At 62.3% G+C, this 16,644-nt stretch carries 16 protein-coding genes and 1 tRNA gene; 9 read left to right on the forward strand and 8 right to left on the reverse strand.

Features of this window, described 5'->3' with window-relative positions:
• Positions 1-4: 4 nt before the first annotated feature.
• From QMX96_RS11500 to QMX96_RS11515, 4 genes are all read right to left on the reverse strand, one after another.
• On the reverse strand, positions 5-1,195 hold the full coding sequence (locus tag QMX96_RS11500) for an acyl-CoA dehydrogenase family protein (protein ID WP_058541402.1): 1,191 nt from the start codon (positions 1,193-1,195) through the stop codon (positions 5-7).
• Complete coding sequence (gene ssuD, locus QMX96_RS11505; protein WP_275730624.1) at positions 1,192-2,337, reverse strand: FMNH2-dependent alkanesulfonate monooxygenase; 1,146 nt, start codon at positions 2,335-2,337, stop codon at positions 1,192-1,194. The genes QMX96_RS11500 and ssuD overlap by 4 nt, the downstream gene beginning before the upstream one ends.
• The gene (gene msuE, locus QMX96_RS11510) at positions 2,334-2,912 is read right to left on the reverse strand and encodes an FMN reductase (RefSeq protein WP_043864443.1); all 579 of its coding nucleotides are present in this window, start codon (positions 2,910-2,912) and stop codon (positions 2,334-2,336) included. The genes ssuD and msuE overlap by 4 nt, the downstream gene beginning before the upstream one ends.
• A gap of 238 nt (positions 2,913-3,150) precedes the next feature.
• Positions 3,151-3,933, reverse strand: coding sequence for a helix-turn-helix transcriptional regulator (locus QMX96_RS11515; protein ID WP_282361814.1), 783 nt, complete (start codon positions 3,931-3,933; stop codon positions 3,151-3,153).
• Positions 3,934-4,026: 93 nt separating this feature from the next.
• On the opposite strand from QMX96_RS11515, the gene QMX96_RS11520 reads away from it, so the two are divergent.
• A complete protein-coding gene (locus QMX96_RS11520; RefSeq protein ID WP_275730631.1) occupies positions 4,027-4,935 on the forward strand; it encodes an EamA family transporter in 909 nt (302 codons plus the stop codon).
• Between the two features lie 38 nt (positions 4,936-4,973).
• On the opposite strand, the gene QMX96_RS11525 is transcribed toward QMX96_RS11520, so the two are convergent.
• Genes QMX96_RS11525 through QMX96_RS11535 form a run of 3 tightly spaced genes read right to left on the reverse strand, consistent with a single transcriptional unit; the run spans position 4,974 to position 7,569 of the window.
• Entirely contained in the window at positions 4,974-5,876 is a 903-nt protein-coding gene (locus QMX96_RS11525) for a transporter substrate-binding domain-containing protein (RefSeq protein ID WP_054916324.1), read from the reverse strand.
• 30 nt (positions 5,877-5,906) lie between these two features.
• Entirely contained in the window at positions 5,907-6,257 is a 351-nt protein-coding gene (locus tag QMX96_RS11530) for a RidA family protein (protein WP_043864449.1), read from the reverse strand.
• 25 nt (positions 6,258-6,282) lie between these two features.
• On the reverse strand, positions 6,283-7,569 hold the full coding sequence (locus QMX96_RS11535; RefSeq protein WP_282361817.1) for a D-amino acid dehydrogenase: 1,287 nt from the start codon (positions 7,567-7,569) through the stop codon (positions 6,283-6,285).
• 62 nt (positions 7,570-7,631) lie between these two features.
• Between QMX96_RS11535 and QMX96_RS11540 the strand changes: the two genes are divergently transcribed.
• Both QMX96_RS11540 and QMX96_RS11545 read left to right on the forward strand, forming a co-directional pair.
• Positions 7,632-8,537, forward strand: a complete 906-nt coding sequence (locus QMX96_RS11540; RefSeq protein WP_275730638.1) for a LysR substrate-binding domain-containing protein — start codon at positions 7,632-7,634, stop codon at positions 8,535-8,537.
• Between the two features lie 455 nt (positions 8,538-8,992).
• Complete coding sequence (locus QMX96_RS11545) at positions 8,993-9,553, forward strand: hypothetical protein (protein ID WP_282361815.1); 561 nt, start codon at positions 8,993-8,995, stop codon at positions 9,551-9,553.
• A gap of 548 nt (positions 9,554-10,101) precedes the next feature.
• Here the strand turns inward: QMX96_RS11545 and QMX96_RS11550 are convergent.
• Positions 10,102-10,186: transfer RNA gene (locus tag QMX96_RS11550), tRNA-Leu, on the reverse strand.
• Positions 10,187-10,294: 108 nt separating this feature from the next.
• Between QMX96_RS11550 and queA the strand changes: the two genes are divergently transcribed.
• From queA to QMX96_RS11580, 6 genes are all read left to right on the forward strand, one after another.
• On the forward strand, positions 10,295-11,344 hold the full coding sequence (queA, locus tag QMX96_RS11555) for a tRNA preQ1(34) S-adenosylmethionine ribosyltransferase-isomerase QueA (protein ID WP_282361816.1): 1,050 nt from the start codon (positions 10,295-10,297) through the stop codon (positions 11,342-11,344).
• A gap of 14 nt (positions 11,345-11,358) precedes the next feature.
• On the forward strand, positions 11,359-12,474 hold the full coding sequence (gene tgt / locus QMX96_RS11560; protein WP_162484886.1) for a tRNA guanosine(34) transglycosylase Tgt: 1,116 nt from the start codon (positions 11,359-11,361) through the stop codon (positions 12,472-12,474).
• Positions 12,475-12,525: 51 nt separating this feature from the next.
• A complete protein-coding gene (yajC, locus tag QMX96_RS11565) occupies positions 12,526-12,867 on the forward strand; it encodes a preprotein translocase subunit YajC (protein ID WP_043864455.1) in 342 nt (113 codons plus the stop codon).
• 63 nt (positions 12,868-12,930) lie between these two features.
• On the forward strand, positions 12,931-14,799 hold the full coding sequence (secD, locus tag QMX96_RS11570) for a protein translocase subunit SecD (RefSeq protein WP_054916607.1): 1,869 nt from the start codon (positions 12,931-12,933) through the stop codon (positions 14,797-14,799).
• Between the two features lie 9 nt (positions 14,800-14,808).
• Positions 14,809-15,720 (forward strand): protein translocase subunit SecF, encoded by a 912-nt coding sequence (secF, locus tag QMX96_RS11575; protein WP_043864457.1) that lies wholly within the window; start codon positions 14,809-14,811, stop codon positions 15,718-15,720.
• Positions 15,721-15,841: 121 nt separating this feature from the next.
• Complete coding sequence (locus QMX96_RS11580) at positions 15,842-16,390, forward strand: glycine zipper 2TM domain-containing protein (protein ID WP_043864458.1); 549 nt, start codon at positions 15,842-15,844, stop codon at positions 16,388-16,390.
• Positions 16,391-16,644 lie beyond the last annotated feature (254 nt).

Here is a 16,644-nt window from a genome sequence, read left to right on the forward strand (position 1 = left end):
GCCCTCAGGAGTAGAAGGACGGGGCGGGCACCGTCCGGTTCAGGGCCCAGTCACCCAGCTCGTGGACCTTGTAGTCCACCGGGTCGTGCAGGGTCTGGGTGCGCAGGTTGCGCCAGTAGCGATCGAAGCGCAGCGAGGCATGCGTGGCGCGCGCGCCGGTCACTTCGAACAGGCGGTTGCACAGGTCCAGGCCGGTGCGGGTGGCCGCCACCTTGGCCGCGGCGATGGACAGCGCCAGTTGCCCGCGCTCGTCGCTGCTCAGCGTGGGGCCCTTGTGCCAGGCTTCGTCGAGCTGGTTGCAGGCGCGTTCGGCCAGCAGCCGAACGCCTTCCAGGCCCACCCAGAAGTCGCCGTAGTGGCGCAGGATGTACGGGTCTTCGCTGACATGCCGGGCGTTGGACTTGAACCACGGTCGCCCTTCCTTGAGCGTGTATTGGCGTGCCTCTTCCAGCGCACCTTCGGCGATGCCGAGGAAGATGTGCGCAAAGTGCAGTTGCGCGATCAGCGGGCGCAGGCAGGCGAACGGAGTGCTCAGCGGGCCGGGGTCGAGCAGCAGTTCGGATTCCTCGACGCGCACGCGCTCGAAGGTGGCGCTGCCGCTGTCGGTCTGGCGCTGGCCCATGTTGTTCCAGTCGCCATGCAGGGTGATGCCGGTACGTGCCGTGGGGATGGCGGCGATCAGCAACTTGCCGCCGGCGCTTTCATCCACCGCCGAGGCGATCAGCATTTCCGAGTCGCTGGCGCCGGAGCAGAAGCTCTTCTTGCCCGAGAATTCGCGCCAGCCGTCGTACTTCTTGACCACGGTGCGGGTGTCGAGCGGGTTCAGGGCATTGCCCCAGAACCAGTTCTTGCGGGCGGTCTGTTCGAACCAGGGCTGCCACTGGTCGGGGCTGGAGAACAGGCGCACGGTGGCCAGCATCAGGTGCTGGAAGCCGAACACGTGGGCGATGGAGCTGTCGACCCGAGCGAACTCGCGCACGATGTTCAGGGTTTCGCCCCAGCTGGCGCCCATGCCGCCGAACTGCGTGGGAATGCTCAGGGCCAAGAGGCCGCTGTGGCGAATGGCGTCACGCTCGGCCTTGGGTGTGCCGCCGCGCTCGTCGCGTTCGGCGGCGGTCAGTGCGAACTCGGCGGCCAGCGCGCGCGCGGCCTGCAGCGGGCTGAGCAGGGTGGGTTCCGGTTGCTTGGCACTCATGCGGTCTGCGCCTTGGGCAGCACATCGTTGGCGATCATTTCGCCGAACGGCCCGGTCAGGTTGGTGACGCCGCGCCCGGCCAGGCTGGCGTAGGGTTCTGGCAGCAGCGGGAACACCAGCTCGGCGAAGCGGTAGGCTTCCTCCAGGTGCGGGTAGCCGGAGAAGATGAAGCTTTCGATGCCCAGGTCGGCGTATTCCTTGATGCGCGCGGCCACCTGTTGCGGGTCGCCCACCAGCGCGGTGCCGGCGCCGCCCCGTACCAGGCCCACACCGGCCCACAGGTTGGGGGCGATCTCCAGCTGGTCGCGGCGACCGCCGTGCAGGGCAGCCATGCGCCGTTGGCCTTCGGAGTCGAAGCGCGCGAAGGACTGTTGCGCCGCGGCGATGGTGTCGTCGCTGATGTGCGCGATCAGGCGGTCGGCGGCCTGCCAGGCCTCTTCGGCGGTTTCGCGCACGATCACGTGCAGGCGGATGCCGAACCTCACCGTGCGCCCGTGCCTGGCGGCGCGGGCGCGCACATCGGCGATCTTCTCGGCAACGGCGGCGGGCGGCTCGCCCCAGGTGAGGTACACGTCCAGCTGTTCGGCGGCCAGGTCATGGGCGGCGTCGGACGAGCCACCGAAGTACAGCGGCGGGTAGGGCTTTTGTACCGGTGGGTAGAGCGCCTTGGCGTTCTCGACCTTGAAGTGCTTGCCCTCGAAATCCACCGACTCGCCTTGCAGTACGCGGCGCCAGATACGCAGGAACTCGTCGGTGACCTCGTAGCGTTCGCTGTGGCTGAGGTGGATGCCATCGCCGCGGTTCTCGTCGGGGTCGCCGCCGGTGACCACGTTGATCAGCAGGCGCCCGCCGGACAGGCGGTCGAGGGTGGCGGTCATGCGCGCCGACACGGTGGGCGAGATGATGCCGGGGCGTATCGCCACCAGATAGCGCAGGCGTTCGGTCAGCGGCGCCAGGGCCGAGGCGACCACCCAGGAGTCCTCGCACGAGCGGCCGGTGGGGATCAGCACGCCGTGGTAGCCCAGGCCATCGGCGGCCTGGGCGATCTGCTTGAGGTAGTTGAGGGTGACCGGGCGCGCGCCGTCGCTGGTGCCGAGGAAATGACCGTCGCCGTGGGTGGGCAGGAACCAGAACACGTTCATCGTTCGGCCCCGCTGGCGAGCTTGCGCTGGCTGTGGGCGTGGGCGGCGAAGAACGGTGCGGCACGCTCGGCGGCCAGGCTGACACGGGCTTGCAGCACCGGGCTGCTGACCTGGTAGTTCTGCAGGTCGCCTTCGCTGCCATACACGCCGATGGGCAGGGTCAGCGCCTGGAAGAAGCTGAACAGCGGGCGCAGCTGGTGGTCGATCACCAGCGCATGCAGCGGGCTGCCACCGGTGGCGGCCAGCAGCACCGGGGTGTCGATCAGGCTGTCCTGGCCCACCAGGTCGAACAGGTGCTTGAGCAGGCCGGGGTACGAGCCGCGGTAAACCGGCGAGGCAACGATCAGCAGGTCGGCATGCTCGATGGCCTGCAGCTGCTGTTCGACCGTGGCCGGCAGTTCGGCGCGCGACAGGGCGCCGCCTACCGGGCGGGCGATCTCGCTCAGCTCGATGAGCTGGGCGTCGATGTGCAGGTGCTTGCCCAGCTCGGCGACGATCGCCTCGGTCAGTGCCAGGGTGCGTGAGGGGCGATAGGCGCCGCCGGAAACGGCGACGACCTTGAGTGCTGCGGTCATGTGTGCGTCCTGTGGTGTGGCCCTGCGCTCAGAGCGTTACCCAGGCTTGAGCAAGAGCCGTACCACAGTCGCAGGCCCCGTTTTTGCTGGGCCTGGCGCGGTAGTGAGGTGGCAATGGTGTTGGTGCGGGAGGTTTTTGTTGGCTGGCTGTTGCTGGGGCAACAGTTGCTGGGCAGACAGTTGGCTATCTGTGTAGGCCTGGCGCGCTACTGCTTGGGTTGCAGCGAATCGTGTTGCATCAACTTGCCGCGTTGGCGAAGTACTGGCTGGGCGCCGCGCCCAGCACGCGCCGGAACACACTGGTGAACGCACTGGGGCTGCTGTAGCCAAGGTCCGTCGCCACCCGCGTGATCGCCTCGCCATTGCCCAGGCGCACCACCGCCGCCATCAGGCATGCCTGCTGTCGCCATGCCACGAAGCTGATGCCGGTGTGCTGGCGAAACAGCCGGGTGAAGGTGCGCCGGCTCATGCCCACCTGGCGGGCCATGTCATCGATCCCTGTATCCAGCGAGGGCTGTGCCAGCAAGTGCTGGCAGGCCCGGGCGAGCCTGGGTTCGCTGGGCAGCGGTGCATTCAGCGACAGCGCCGGCATGTCGGCAATCTCGTGCAGCAGCAGGTTCATCAGGTAGCCCTCGCGGCTGCCTTCGGCATACAGCGCCGGCACCTCCCGGGCGCGCAGCAGCAGTTGGCGCAGCAGCGTCGACACACCGAACACCTGGCAGTGTTCGGGCAGGCCGAGGCGGGTGGCGGCAGGCTGGCGCACATAGGTGTTCAGCATCGTCACCGGGCCGTTCATGCTCATCTCGTGGGGCACGCCTGCGGGCACCCAGATGGCCCGCTGCGGCGGCACCACCCAGTTGCCCTGGCGGGTGAACACCGTGATCACCCCGCAGGCAGCATAGGCGAACTGCCCACGCTGATGGGTATGCAAGGCAAAGTGCTGCCCGTCGTCATAGTCGTTGGCTGTGACCACGGCGTCGCGGGGGGTGTGTTCATAGGGGTCGATGTCGATTTCGCGCATGGCCCGAATTTAATGATCTATGACCTGATAGTGCAAGCGAGCCAGTGTGCTCATTGCGCATAGTGGCGCCCTGACTTTCGGGATAGGTACGCCATGCAAAAGAAACATCTGGCCCTGGCCGTGCTGGTGACGGCGGTGTGGGGGTTCAACTTTCCCATCACCAAGCTCGGCCTGGCCGCAATTGACCCGCTGCTGTTGACGGCGTTGCGATTCACCCTGGCGGCGTTGCCGTGGGTGTTCTTCATCCGGCGCCCGGCGGTCGGCCTGGGCTGGGTGGCCGCGTACGGGTTGATCTTTGGCGTGGCGATGTGGGCGTTGATCAACCTGGGAATCGAGCTGGGCGTGCCGCCGGGCACGGCGGCGTTGCTGGTGCAGTTCAGTGCGTTTTTCACCCTGGGTTGGGGCGTGTTGCTGTTTCGCGAACGCCTTGGCGTGGGGCAGGGCGTCGGGGTGGGGCTGGCAGTGCTGGGGCTGGTGTCCATCATCGATGGCAGGCCCGGCGATGGCTCGGTGGTGGGTTATGGCTTGTTGCTGGTGAGTGCGTTCAGCTGGAGTGTGGGCAATGTCATCATCAAGCGCTCGAAGGTGCGCGAGATGTTTGCCTTTGTGGTGTGGGCGAGCCTGTTCGCACCGCTGCCGCTGGTGCTGCTCACCTGGCTGATGCATGGCAACGCGCCGTTCACCGGGGTGGCTGCGCAGGTGGGGTGGGTGGCGGTGTTTTCGCTGGTGTTCCAGGTGTATGCGGCGACACACTTCTGTTACTGGGGTTGGAACCTGCTGCTGCGTGAGTACCCGGTGTCGAAGGTGGCGCCGTTGTCGTTGCTGATCCCGGTATTCGGGGTGGCAGGGTCGATGGTGCTGCTGGGGCACCGGGTGGATGCGCACGAGGCGGTTTCGATCGGGTTGATTCTGGCGGCGCTGGGGGCGGGGTTCGTGAAGTGGCCTTGGCGGGCGCATTCGACAGCAAGGCTGGCGCCTACAGGGGAGCGCGAGACGGTGTAGGCGCCAGCGTTGCTGCTGAAGGGGCAGGGCACTGATCGCTACTGCACCGGATCACTCACCGGCTTGGCAATGATCGCCTTGAGTTCACTGGTCATCGGGAACTCGAGGTTCAAGCCTTTTGGCGGGATCGGCTGCTCAAACCAGCGCTGGTAGATCCCGTTGATCTCCCCCGAGCTGTACAGCTCGCCCAGTGTCGAATTCACCAGTGCGAGGAATTGCGGATCGTCCTTGCGCACCATGCAGCTGTAGATTTCCCGAGACTGCTCCTCCCCAACCACTACCCACTTGTGCGGATCGCGAGCCTTGGCGCGCTCGCCGTAGAGCAACGCATCGTCCATGTAGAACGCCGCTGCCCGACCGGACTGCAACAGCTGGAAGGCTTCGCCGTGGTCCTTGGCGCTGATCACGAACATGTCGATCTTGTTATCGATGTTGTAGCTCTTCAGATAGCGCTCGTTGGTGGTGCCGGCGGTGGTCACCACGTTCTTGCCGCGCAGGTCGGCGAAGCTCTTGATCCCACTGTCGTTGGCGGTCAGCAACTGACCTTTTACGTAGATGAAGCCGTAGGAAAACGCCACCTGTTTTTGCCGCTCAGCGGTCACGCCGGTCGAGCCACATTCCAGGTCGACCGTGCCGTTCTGCACCAGCGGAATGCGGGTTTGCGAAGTCACCAGGTTGTACTTGACCTTGAGCTGGGGCGCCGCGAGCTTTTGCTGCACGCGCTCGACGATCTTGTTCGCCAGGTCCACCGAGTAACCCATCGGTTGACCCGAGTGATCGCCCACGTAGGAGAAGGGTACCGACGCATCGCGATAACCCAGGGTAATGCTGTTGGTACTGGCAATCTTGCTCAGGGTCGGCCCCAGCGAGGTTTCTTCAGCCTGCACTTGAGTGCCGAGCAATATGCCCAGGGTGCAGCCGAGCAACGTGATTTTTTGCATTGTTATTCTCCGTTGTGGGTGATGGATTGCTTAGCGGCGGGCCGCGATAACGCTGATTTCGACTCGCACCTGCGGGCGGGCCAGCTCGGCCTGCAAGGTCGTGCGACTCGGTGCCTGGCCAGGCGACAACCAGTCCGACCATACGTAGTTCATCGCCGCGAAATCCTCACCAATGTCCTTCAGGTAAATGGTCGCGCTGAGCAGGTGATCCTTGTCGCTGCCCGCCTCGGCCAACAGTGCGTCGATTTTTGCCAGCACCTGGCGAGTCTGGCCAGCGGCGTCGGTGGCATCACCCGGTACTTGGCCGGAGAGAAACACCAGGTCGCCAAAGGTCACGGCAGCGGACAAGCGTGGATTGGTCTGGATGCGGCTGATGGTCATCGGATAGTCCTTCTCTTGGGTAATTTCAGGCCACACGGGGCGCAAAGCCCTGCAGATCAATGGAGGGGCGGCGCTGGCCGATCAGCTCGCCGAGCAACTGCGCACTGCCGCAGGCCAGGGTGAAGCCCAGGGCACCATGGCCGAGGTTGAGCCACAGGTTGCGATACGCCGTTGCGCCCAGCAGCGGCACGCCGCTAGGGGTCGCCGGGCGCATACCGGCCCACTCGATGGCCTGCTCGTAGTCGCCGGCATTGGCGAAGGTGTCACGCGCCTGGCGCTTGATCAGGGCCAGCCGCTTGGGGTCCAGCGCCGGTTCAAAGCCGACGATGTCGACCATGGCCGCTACCCGCAGTTGCTCGCCGATGCGGGCGTAGACGATCTTGCGGTCATAGTCAGTGATGCTCAGATCCGGGGCCCGGTGGTGGGCGCCGATCGGCACGGTGAGGCTATAGCCCTTGAGCGGGTACAGGGGCAGGTGCACCCCTGGCAACGTCAGCAGTGGGCTGCGATGGCCGGCGGCAATCATCAGATGCTCCACTGGCAGCACTTCATCCCCCAGTTCAATTGCGCTCACCATGCCATTGGCCTGGCGAATACCGGTCACGGCCTGGCCCAGGCGGAACTCGCAACGGCCCGAGGCCCGCAAACGCGCCGCCAGTTGCTGGCAGAAGCCGTGGCAGTCACCGACCTCTTCATCGGGGGTGTAGATCGCGCCGATAAAGGGGGCATCGGCCAGCGCCGGGTCCAGGCGGGCGCAGTCGGCAGACGACAGCACCTGCTGTTGCTGGGGGGCGGCCAGCCTGTGGCGGGCGTGCTCGAAGCTCGCGGTGTTGCGAAAGGTCACCAGCTTGCCATTGCGCCGCCAGTGGAAACCGTCCAGGGCATCGTCTTCGCGCCAGGCCTGCAGGGTGGCCTGGCTGAACAACGCCAGGCGCAGCAGGTGGGCTGCATTAGTGCGGTTGACGGAGGAGCGACAGGCCCCCAGAAAGGACGCCATCCAGCGCCACTGCGCCGGGTCCAGGCGGGGGCGCAGCTTCAACGGTGAGTCACCGCGCAGCATCCAGCCGATGGCCTGCAATGGCACGCCGGCATCGGCCAGGGGCGCCACGTAGCGATAGGACAACTGGCCGCCATTGGCAAAACTGGTTTCACTGCCCAGCGAATCCCGCGCCTCGACCAGGGTCACCTCAATGCCATCGCGCACCAGTGCGTAAGCCGTTGCCAGGCCAATGACGCCGCCGCCGATGATGCATACACGCTGAGCCATGTCAGTCCTTAGCCGTGGTTGAGACGAGACCGAGGTTAGAGCCAGGTGACAGGCGCCGAACAATGAATAAAGATGGTCATCCCATAAACAAAGGTTATGGACTCGCCATGCGCCTTCGCCACATCGAGATCTTCCAGGCCATCCGCCAGACCGGGTCGGTCAGCGCTGCCGCGCAGTTACTGCACGTCTCCCAACCCGCCGTGACCAAAGTGCTGCAACACGCTGAGCAGCATCTGGGTTTCCCGTTGTTTCTACGGGTGCGCGGCAAACTCCAGGCCACCCCGGAAGCGCTGGAGCTGGAGCGTGAGGTCGACAAGGTCACCGAAAGCCTGCAAGGGGTGCGACGCCTGGCCCAGAGCCTGCGCCGCGAGCCGGGCCACAGCCTGCGGATCGGCGCGACCCCGGCACTGGCCCTGTCGTTGTTGCCGCCGGCCATTCATGAATGGACGCAACGCTATCCGGAGATCGCCTGCGAGCTGTCCAGTGCCCATAGCCGCGAGCTGGTGCAGAACCTGCTGATGCGCGAAATCGATGTCGCCCTGACCCTGCAACTACCCGATCACCCGGGGCTCAAGGCCCAGGCGCTGGCCAGTGGGGTGTTGGTGGCGTTGGCGCCGGCCGGTTACTGGCCCCAGGAGGAAGAAGGCAAGCCGCTGCCGCTGCAGGCCCTGGCCGACGCGCCGCTGATCGGGCTGTCCAGTGCCGATCCGCTGTCGGCCCGCCTCGACAGCTATCTCGAGGCGGTAGAGCCGCCGCCACGGGTGAGCATCGCGGTGCAAACCTATTCACTGGCCAGGGCGATGGTCGAATCCGGTGCAGGGCTGGCGGTGATCGATCCCTTCACCGCCCTCAGCGCGTCGCCTGGGGCCACCGCCATTCGCCCCCTGGCTCCAGCGTTGCCGATCACCCTGTACGCGGTGACCCGCGCTGCCGAACCGCCACCGCATACACTGGGCGAGCTGCTGACGATCTTCAGCACTCGTGCGCAGGGGCAATTGGATTGTTGGCGCTGAAGCGTTGACTTGCCAGGGAAGGGGATGAAACCCCAGAGACTAAAAAGCCCGCAGTCAGCGGGCTTTATGGGTGTTGCGTAGTCGTCGTTGGACGGCTATGTACATCGAAATAGTAATGGGTTTGGAAGCCATTCGGTAAGAACATCCAAAACAGAGTTGGGCTGTGATAAGCGATGTGTTTTCCACCGCATACGAAAAACCGTATTTGCTACATTAGAGCGTGCAGATGTAAAAAACCTTGTCATCATTTCATGGGTAGGTCATAAAGCAGAGGGTTTGTTGCGGATGACTGTTGACAGGTATTGCGAAGGAAAGCACTTGAAGAACTCGCATAAAAGTTCCAATCTTAAATATATTGCATCCCCGCGATGTTGGAATGCTGGCGTTTAACTATTGCTCAAATGGTGATAGCATTTTGCCTTGCCAGCAAGACTTGGCTCTCGCGATTCAACTGAATGGATAAGGAAAAGATGGAAAAAATTAAAAGCTTTGTGCTGGCATCGTTGGTTGCCGCTTTTGCGTGCACAGCATCAGCAGAAACCTTTGAACACGTCGAGCTTGATAAAGACAGAAGAAGCGTTGAGTATTCTGGACCTATCAATAAGACAATCAGTGCGATTAAAGAACGTAAATGGCTAGGACAAACCAAGGCTATGGATGGTGGGGTCGTGTTCACCCCTTATGTGAATCCCCAATTCGGTAAGAACAATACTGAATCCGGGGGTGCCATTATGGTGACTGCTACATTCTATCTCTATGACAAGCCAGTCAAAGAAGCGTTGATGGTTGCACGTCAAAGTCAAATTCCCGGTTTTGTTGAGTTTTATGGCTATGATTCAAGGGAGCTTCAAATGCATATAAGAATGGTTGGCGATGACACCTTTCAATCGTTCGCAAGTGATACGCAATATCGCTCTCCTGAAAAGCTGAATACTTACAAGAAAGTCGACAGTTTTAATAAGAGTAATTACAAGAGCGAGTTGAAGTCTGCCTTGGATGATGGCACTGTTTTTTGAAATGTGTAAACGACAATAAAGCACATCGGTGTTTTTGTTGATTTGAGGTCGATGAAGAGAAGATAGACCGCGTTCGTATAATGGTCGATAATTATCAGGCTGCCTTTCAAGGTGGCCTTTTCAATGCCTGCTATACAGTTGCCAAGCATTGTTGAATGCTTGATTTGTTCGGTCTTTTAATTTCGATGACAGTCAAATAATGGCTTAATGCAACGAAATATTGTGTCAATGGTAGATTGAAAATATATGTAGGGTTGGATGGTAGCTGTCAAAAATTAAAAGTTAGGGTTAGACCCGTGCTCAATTTTCATGCTTGAACACGTTCAACCACAAAAAACGACCTTGCCGGAGACGCGAAGGTTCTTGAATACCCATAAAATCTATTTCCTTTTGTGGGTTTGTATGATCTTGGCTTCGCGTGGTGTAACGCTTTGGGGCCGCATTTTCCGAGGGAAATGGGTTTGAGAAGAACAGATTTTCTGGATAGAAAAAGGGGTAGAAATTTCTTTCTACCCCTTCTCTAAGTCCTTGATTTACAAGGATTTGTATGGTGCCCCGAGGGAGACTCGAACTCCCACTCCTTTCGAAAACGGATTTTGAATCCGCCGCGTCTACCAATTCCGCCATCAGGGCTTGTGGCGGCGAAGTATAGTGAGGCGCCTACCGTTGGTCAATCAGCTTTCATGGTCAATTTTGCCGCTTTCCGCTAAACTTTGCGGCCCTGTCAAACCGATCACCATCATGCGCGTCGCCGATTTCTCCTTTGAGCTTCCAGATTCCCTGATCGCCCGCCATCCACTGGCTGAACGGCGCAGCAGCCGGCTGTTGACCCTCGACGGGCCTACCGGCGCGCTCGCGCATCGCCAGTTCACCGACCTGCTCGAGCACCTGCGCCCGGGCGATCTGATGTTGTTCAACAACACCCGGGTGATCCCGGCCCGACTGTTCGGCCAGAAGGCCTCCGGCGGCAAGCTGGAGATCCTCATCGAGCGCGTGCTCGACAGCCATCGCGTGCTCGCCCACGTGCGCTCTAGCAAGTCGCCCAAGCCAGGCACCCAGCTGCTGATCGACGGCGGCGGCGAAGCCGAGATGGTCGCGCGCCACGACGCGCTGTTCGAGCTGCGCTTCACCGAAGAGGTGCTGCCACTGCTCGACCGCGTCGGGCACATGCCGTTGCCTCCTTATATAGACCGCCCCGACGAAGGCGCCGACCGCGAGCGCTATCAGACGGTCTATGCGCAGCGCTCTGGCGCCGTGGCCGCGCCCACCGCCGGCCTGCACTTCGATGAAGAGCTGATGGGCAAGATCGCCGAAAAGGGCGTGAGCACCGCCTTCGTCACCCTGCACGTGGGCGCCGGCACCTTCCAGCCGGTGCGCGTGGAGCGCATCGAAGATCACCACATGCATAAAGAGTGGCTCGAAGTGGGCCAGGACGTGGTGGACGCCGTGGCCGAATGCCGGGCGCGCGGCGGGCGGGTGATCGCGGTCGGCACCACCAGCGTGCGCTCGCTGGAAAGCGCGGCGCGCGACGGTACGCTCAAGCCGTTCAGCGGCGATACCGACATCTTTATTTTCCCGGGCCGCCCGTTCCACGTGGTCGACGCCCTGGTGACCAACTTCCATTTGCCCGAATCCACGCTGCTGATGCTGGTTTCGGCCTTCGCCGGTTACCCCGAGACCATGGCTGCCTACGCCGCAGCGGTGGAAAACGGCTACCGCTTCTTCAGTTACGGTGATGCCATGTTCATCACCCGCAATCCGGCGCCACGCGGGCCCGAGGATCAAGCATGAGTCGCACCTGTCGTATGTCCTTCGAGTTGCTGGCCACCGACGGCAAGGCCCGTCGCGGCCGCCTGACATTCCCCCGGGGCGTGGTCGAAACCCCGGCCTTCATGCCGGTGGGCACCTATGGCACGGTCAAGGGCATGCTGCCGCGCGACATCGAGGCCATCGGCGCGCAGATGATCCTGGGCAACACCTTCCACCTGTGGCTGCGCCCGGGCACCGAGGTGATCAAGGCCCACGGCGACCTGCACGACTTCATGAAGTGGCAGGGCCCGATCCTCACCGACTCCGGCGGCTTCCAGGTGTTCAGCCTGGGCGCGATGCGCAAGATCAAGGAGGAGGGCGTGACCTTCGCCTCCCCGGTGGACGGCTCCAAGGTGTTCATGGGCCCGGAAGAGTCGATGCAGGTGCAGCGCGACCTGGGCTCGGACGTGGTGATGATTTTCGACGAGTGCACCCCGTACCCGGCCGATGAAGATGTGGCGCGCATCTCCATGGAGCTGTCGCTGCGCTGGGCCCAGCGCTCCAAGAACGCCCACGGCGACAGCACCGCGGCGCTGTTCGGCATCGTGCAGGGCGGCATGCACCGCAACCTGCGCGAGCGTTCGCTCGAGGGCCTGGACAAGATCGGCTTCGACGGCCTGGCCATTGGCGGGCTGTCGGTGGGCGAGCCCAAGCACGAGATGATCAAGGTGCTGGACTACCTGCCGGGCATGATGCCGGCTGACAAACCTCGTTACCTTATGGGGGTAGGCAAGCCGGAAGATCTCGTTGAGGGTGTGCGCCGCGGCGTCGACATGTTCGATTGCGTGATGCCCACGCGCAATGCGCGCAACGGTCATCTGTTTGTCGATACCGGCGTGCTTAAAATCCGTAACGCGTTCCATCGCCATGATGATTCGCCACTGGATCCGACCTGTGACTGCTACACCTGCCAGAACTTCTCCCGCGCTTATCTGCATCACCTGGATAAATGCGGCGAAATGTTGGGCAGCATGTTGAATACCATCCACAACTTGCGTCATTACCAGCGCCTGATGGCTGGTTTGCGCGAGGCTATTCAACAGGGTACATTGGCCGCCTTTGTCGATGCCTTTTACGCCAAGCGCGGGCTGCCTGTGCCGCCCTTGGATTGATGTTCTGTCGAACCTGACACACGTACAACAACTTGCAACTTGGAGTGCTAAATGAGCTTTCTGATTCCTGCCGCTTACGCGGACGCAGCAGCCCCGGCAGCTGCCGCCGGCCCAGCCGGTACCGGCTTCGAGTGGATTTTCCTGGTCGGCTTCCTGGTCATCTTCTACCTGATGATCTGGCGTCCACAGGCCAAGCGCGCCAAAGAGCAGAAGAACCTGCTGAGCAACCTGCAGAAAGGTGACGAAGTTGTCACCAACGGCGGTATTGCCGGCAAGATCGTCAAAGTGGCCGATGACTTCGTGGTGCTGGAAGTGTCCGACACCGTGGAACTGAAGTTCCAGAAGGGTGCTATTGCCGCGACCCTGCCCAAGGGCACGCTCAAAGCGATCTAAGTTTCAGATTTTCTACAATCGACGGGGCGCGCAAGGCGCCCCGCGTCTTGAACGGGCGGCGTGATGCTGAACAAATATCCTCTATGGAAATACGCACTGATCCTGGCGGTACTGGCGATCGGTTTTATTTATTCCGCTCCCAACCTCTACCCTGACGACGCGGCTATTCAGGTCAGTGGTGCCAGCACGGCGCTGCAGGTCAGCCAGGCCGACCTGGACCGTGCCACCAAGGCACTGGCCGACGCCGGTATCGCGGTCAAGGGTGCAAGCCTGGGCGAGAAGGGCAAGGGCGCACTGGTGCGTCTGGCCAAACAGGACGACCAACTGCCGGCCAAGGACGTTGTGCGCAAGGCGCTGGGTGACGACTACGTCGTTGCACTGAACCTGGCCCCGACCACTCCGCAATGGCTGCGCAACCTGGGTGCAAGCCCGATGAAGCTGGGCCTGGACCTGTCCGGTGGTGTGCACTTCCTGCTTGAAGTGGACATGGACAAGGCCATGGCGGCACGTCTGAAGGTGTACGAAGGCGAAGTCAAAAGCCTGCTGCGCAAGGAGCGTGTGCGCTACCGCAGCCTGCCGCAGCAAGATGGCGGCATTCAACTGGGCTTCTCCGATGACCAGTCCCGCGAACAGGCTCGCAGCCTGATCCGCAAGAATTTCAACGATTTCGAGCTGACCACCACCGAGCGTAACGGCCTGTCGGTGCTGCGTCTGGCGATTACCCCGGCCAAGGTCGCGGAAATCCGTGAATACTCGATCAAGCAGAACCTGACCACGGTACGTAACCGCGTCAACGAACTGGGTGTGGCCGAGCCACTGGTTCAGCGCCAGGGTGCCAACCGCATCGTGGTCGAGCTGCCAGGCGTGCAGGACACCGCCGAAGCCAAGCGTATCCTGGGCAAGACCGCGAACCTGGAGTTCCGTCTGGGTGCCGAGCCGGGTGCGTCCAAGGCTACTACCGAGACCTTCGAGTTCCGTGAGGGCGGTCGCCCACCGGCAGCGGTCGAGCGTGGCCTGATCATCACCGGTGACCAGGTCACCGACGCCCAGGCCAGCTTCGACGAGCAGGGTCGCCCGCAGGTGAACATCCGCCTGGATGGCCACGGCGGCGAGCTGATGAGCCGCGCCACGCGCAGCAACGTCGGGCGCAGCATGGCGGTGATCTTCATCGAACAGCGTCCGGTTACCCGCTACGTCAAGCAGATGGTCGACGGTGTCGAGAAAGACGTGCCGGTGCAGTCGTTCGTGGAAGAGAAGCGCATCATCAGCCTGGCGACCATCCAGTCGCCGCTGGGCAGCCAGTTCCGCATCACCGGCCTGAACGGCCAGGGTGAGTCGTCCGAACTGGCCCTGCTGCTGCGTGCCGGTGGTCTGGCGGCGCCGATGTACTTCGCCGAAGAACGTACCATTGGCCCAAGCCTGGGTGCCGACAACATCACCAAGGGTATCGATGCATCGCTGTGGGGCATGCTGTTCGTGTCGCTGTTCATCATGGCCATCTACCGTGCCTTCGGCCTGATCGCCACCATCGCCCTGGCGGGCAACATGGTGCTGCTGCTGGCGCTGATGTCGCTGCTGGGGGCTACGCTGACCCTGCCGGGCATTGCCGGTATCGTGCTGACCATGGGTATGGCGGTCGACGCCAACGTACTGATCTTCTCGCGCATACGTGAAGAACTGGCCAATGGCATGTCGGTGCAGCGCGCCATCCACGAAGGCTTCAACCGTGCCTACACCGCGATCGTCGATGCCAACCTGACCACCCTGCTGGTGGGCGGCATCCTGTTCGCCATGGGTACCGGTCCGGTCAAGGGCTTCGCGGTTACCATGTCCCTCGGGATTTTCACCTCGATGTTCACGGCCGTCATGGTCACCCGCGCAATGGTCAACCTGACCTGCGGTGGGCGGGATATCAAGAAGTTGTGGGTATAAGGGGCTGCCATGTTACGTACCATTAACTTCATGGGTGTGCGGAACGTCGCGTTCGGCGTCACCCTGCTGCTGACTGTGCTGGCACTGTTCAGCTGGTTCTACAAAGGGCTCAACTTCGGCCTGGACTTCACCGGCGGTACGCTCATCGAGCTGACCTACGAGCGCCCGGCCAACCTTGGCGAGGTTCGTGAAGAGCTGGTCAGGTCCGGCTTCCACGATGCCGTGGTGCAGAGCTTCGGTGCTACCACCGACCTGCTGGTGCGCATGCCGGGCGACGACCCGATGCTGGGCAACAAGGTGGCCGAGGCGCTGCAGAAGATCAGCACCGACAACCCGGCCACGGTCAAGCGTGTCGAGTTCGTCGGCCCGCAGGTGGGCGAGGAACTGCGTGACCAGGGCGGCCTGGGCATGCTGCTGGCGCTGGGCGGCATCCTGGTCTACCTGGCCTTCCGCTTCCAGTGGAAGTTTGCGGTGGGCGCCATCCTGTCGCTGGTGCACGACGTGATCGTGACCATGGGCATCCTGTCGTTCTTCCAGATCACCTTCGACCTGACGGTGCTGGCGGCGGTGCTGGCGATCATCGGCTACTCGCTCAACGACACCATCGTGGTGTTCGACCGGGTACGGGAAAACTTCCGCGTGATGCGCAAGGCTTCGCTGATCGAGAACATCAACGTCTCGACCACCCAGACCCTGCTGCGTACCGTGGCCACCTCGGTGTCCACCTTGCTGGCGATCGCGGCGCTGCTGTTCTTCGGTGGTGACAACCTGTGGGGCTTCTCGCTGGCACTGTTCATCGGTGTAATGGCCGGTACCTACTCGTCGATCTACATCGCCAACGTGGTGCTGATCTGGCTGAACCTGAACAGTGAAGACCTGATCCCGCCGGTGAAAACCGAGGGTGTGGACGAGCGTCCATAAGGCTTTTTGCCACTGTCCTGAGCGGTACAAGAAGGCGCGAGTATTGAACTCGCGCCTTTTTTTATGCTCCAAGGCTGGGAGAAGCGCGGGCGTGTTCCCGCAGGTAAATCAGGAGGTTCACGTGAACAAGTCAATGCTGGTGGGTGCGGTGCTGGGTGCTGTCGGTGTCACTGCCGGAGGTGCCGTGGCTACCTACAGCTTGGTCAAGGGCGGGCCGCAATACGCGCAGGTGACGTCGGTGCAGCCGGTCAAGCAGACCGTCAAGACGCCACGGGAAGTCTGCAAGGATGTCACGGTGACCCGTCAGGCGCCGGTGAAGGATCAGCACCAGATCGCCGGTACCGTGCTGGGCGCCGTGGCAGGTGGGTTGCTGGGTAACCAGATCGGCGGCGGCAATGGCAAGAAGATCGCGACCGTGGCCGGTGCCGTCGGTGGTGGCTATGCCGGCAACAAGGTGCAGGAAGGCATGCAGAACCGCGATACCTACACCACCACGCAAACCCGCTGCAACACGGTCAATGACCTGAGCGAGAAGGTGGTGGGGTACGATGTGAAGTATTCGATTGGCGACAAGGCCGGGCAGGTGCGCATGGAGCGCGACCCGGGTTCGCAGATCCCGCTGGACGAGAATGGCAAGCTGGTACTGACGCAGGCACAGCCTGGGCAGTGATGGCCCTTTCGCCGGCAAGGCGGGCTCCTACAAAGCCATGCGCAACCTGTAGGCGCCGGCCTTGCCGGCGAAGAGGCCCGAAAGCCAGCCACAAAAAAGCACCCCGAAGGGTGCTTTTTTATTGCCCGTGTCCCGTCCTGAATAAGGTTTACACCTCCCATCCCGAATTTCCGGAGAGTCAGATGGAGCAAGGTGTAAAGCGCACACAGCGTGATTACTCACTGTCTTTTAAATTGGCGGTGGTTGATCAGATT

Origin of the sequence: Pseudomonas sp. PS01300 (assembly GCF_029960155.1) — a bacterium.
GTDB classification, from domain to species: domain Bacteria; phylum Pseudomonadota; class Gammaproteobacteria; order Pseudomonadales; family Pseudomonadaceae; genus Aquipseudomonas; species Aquipseudomonas palmensis.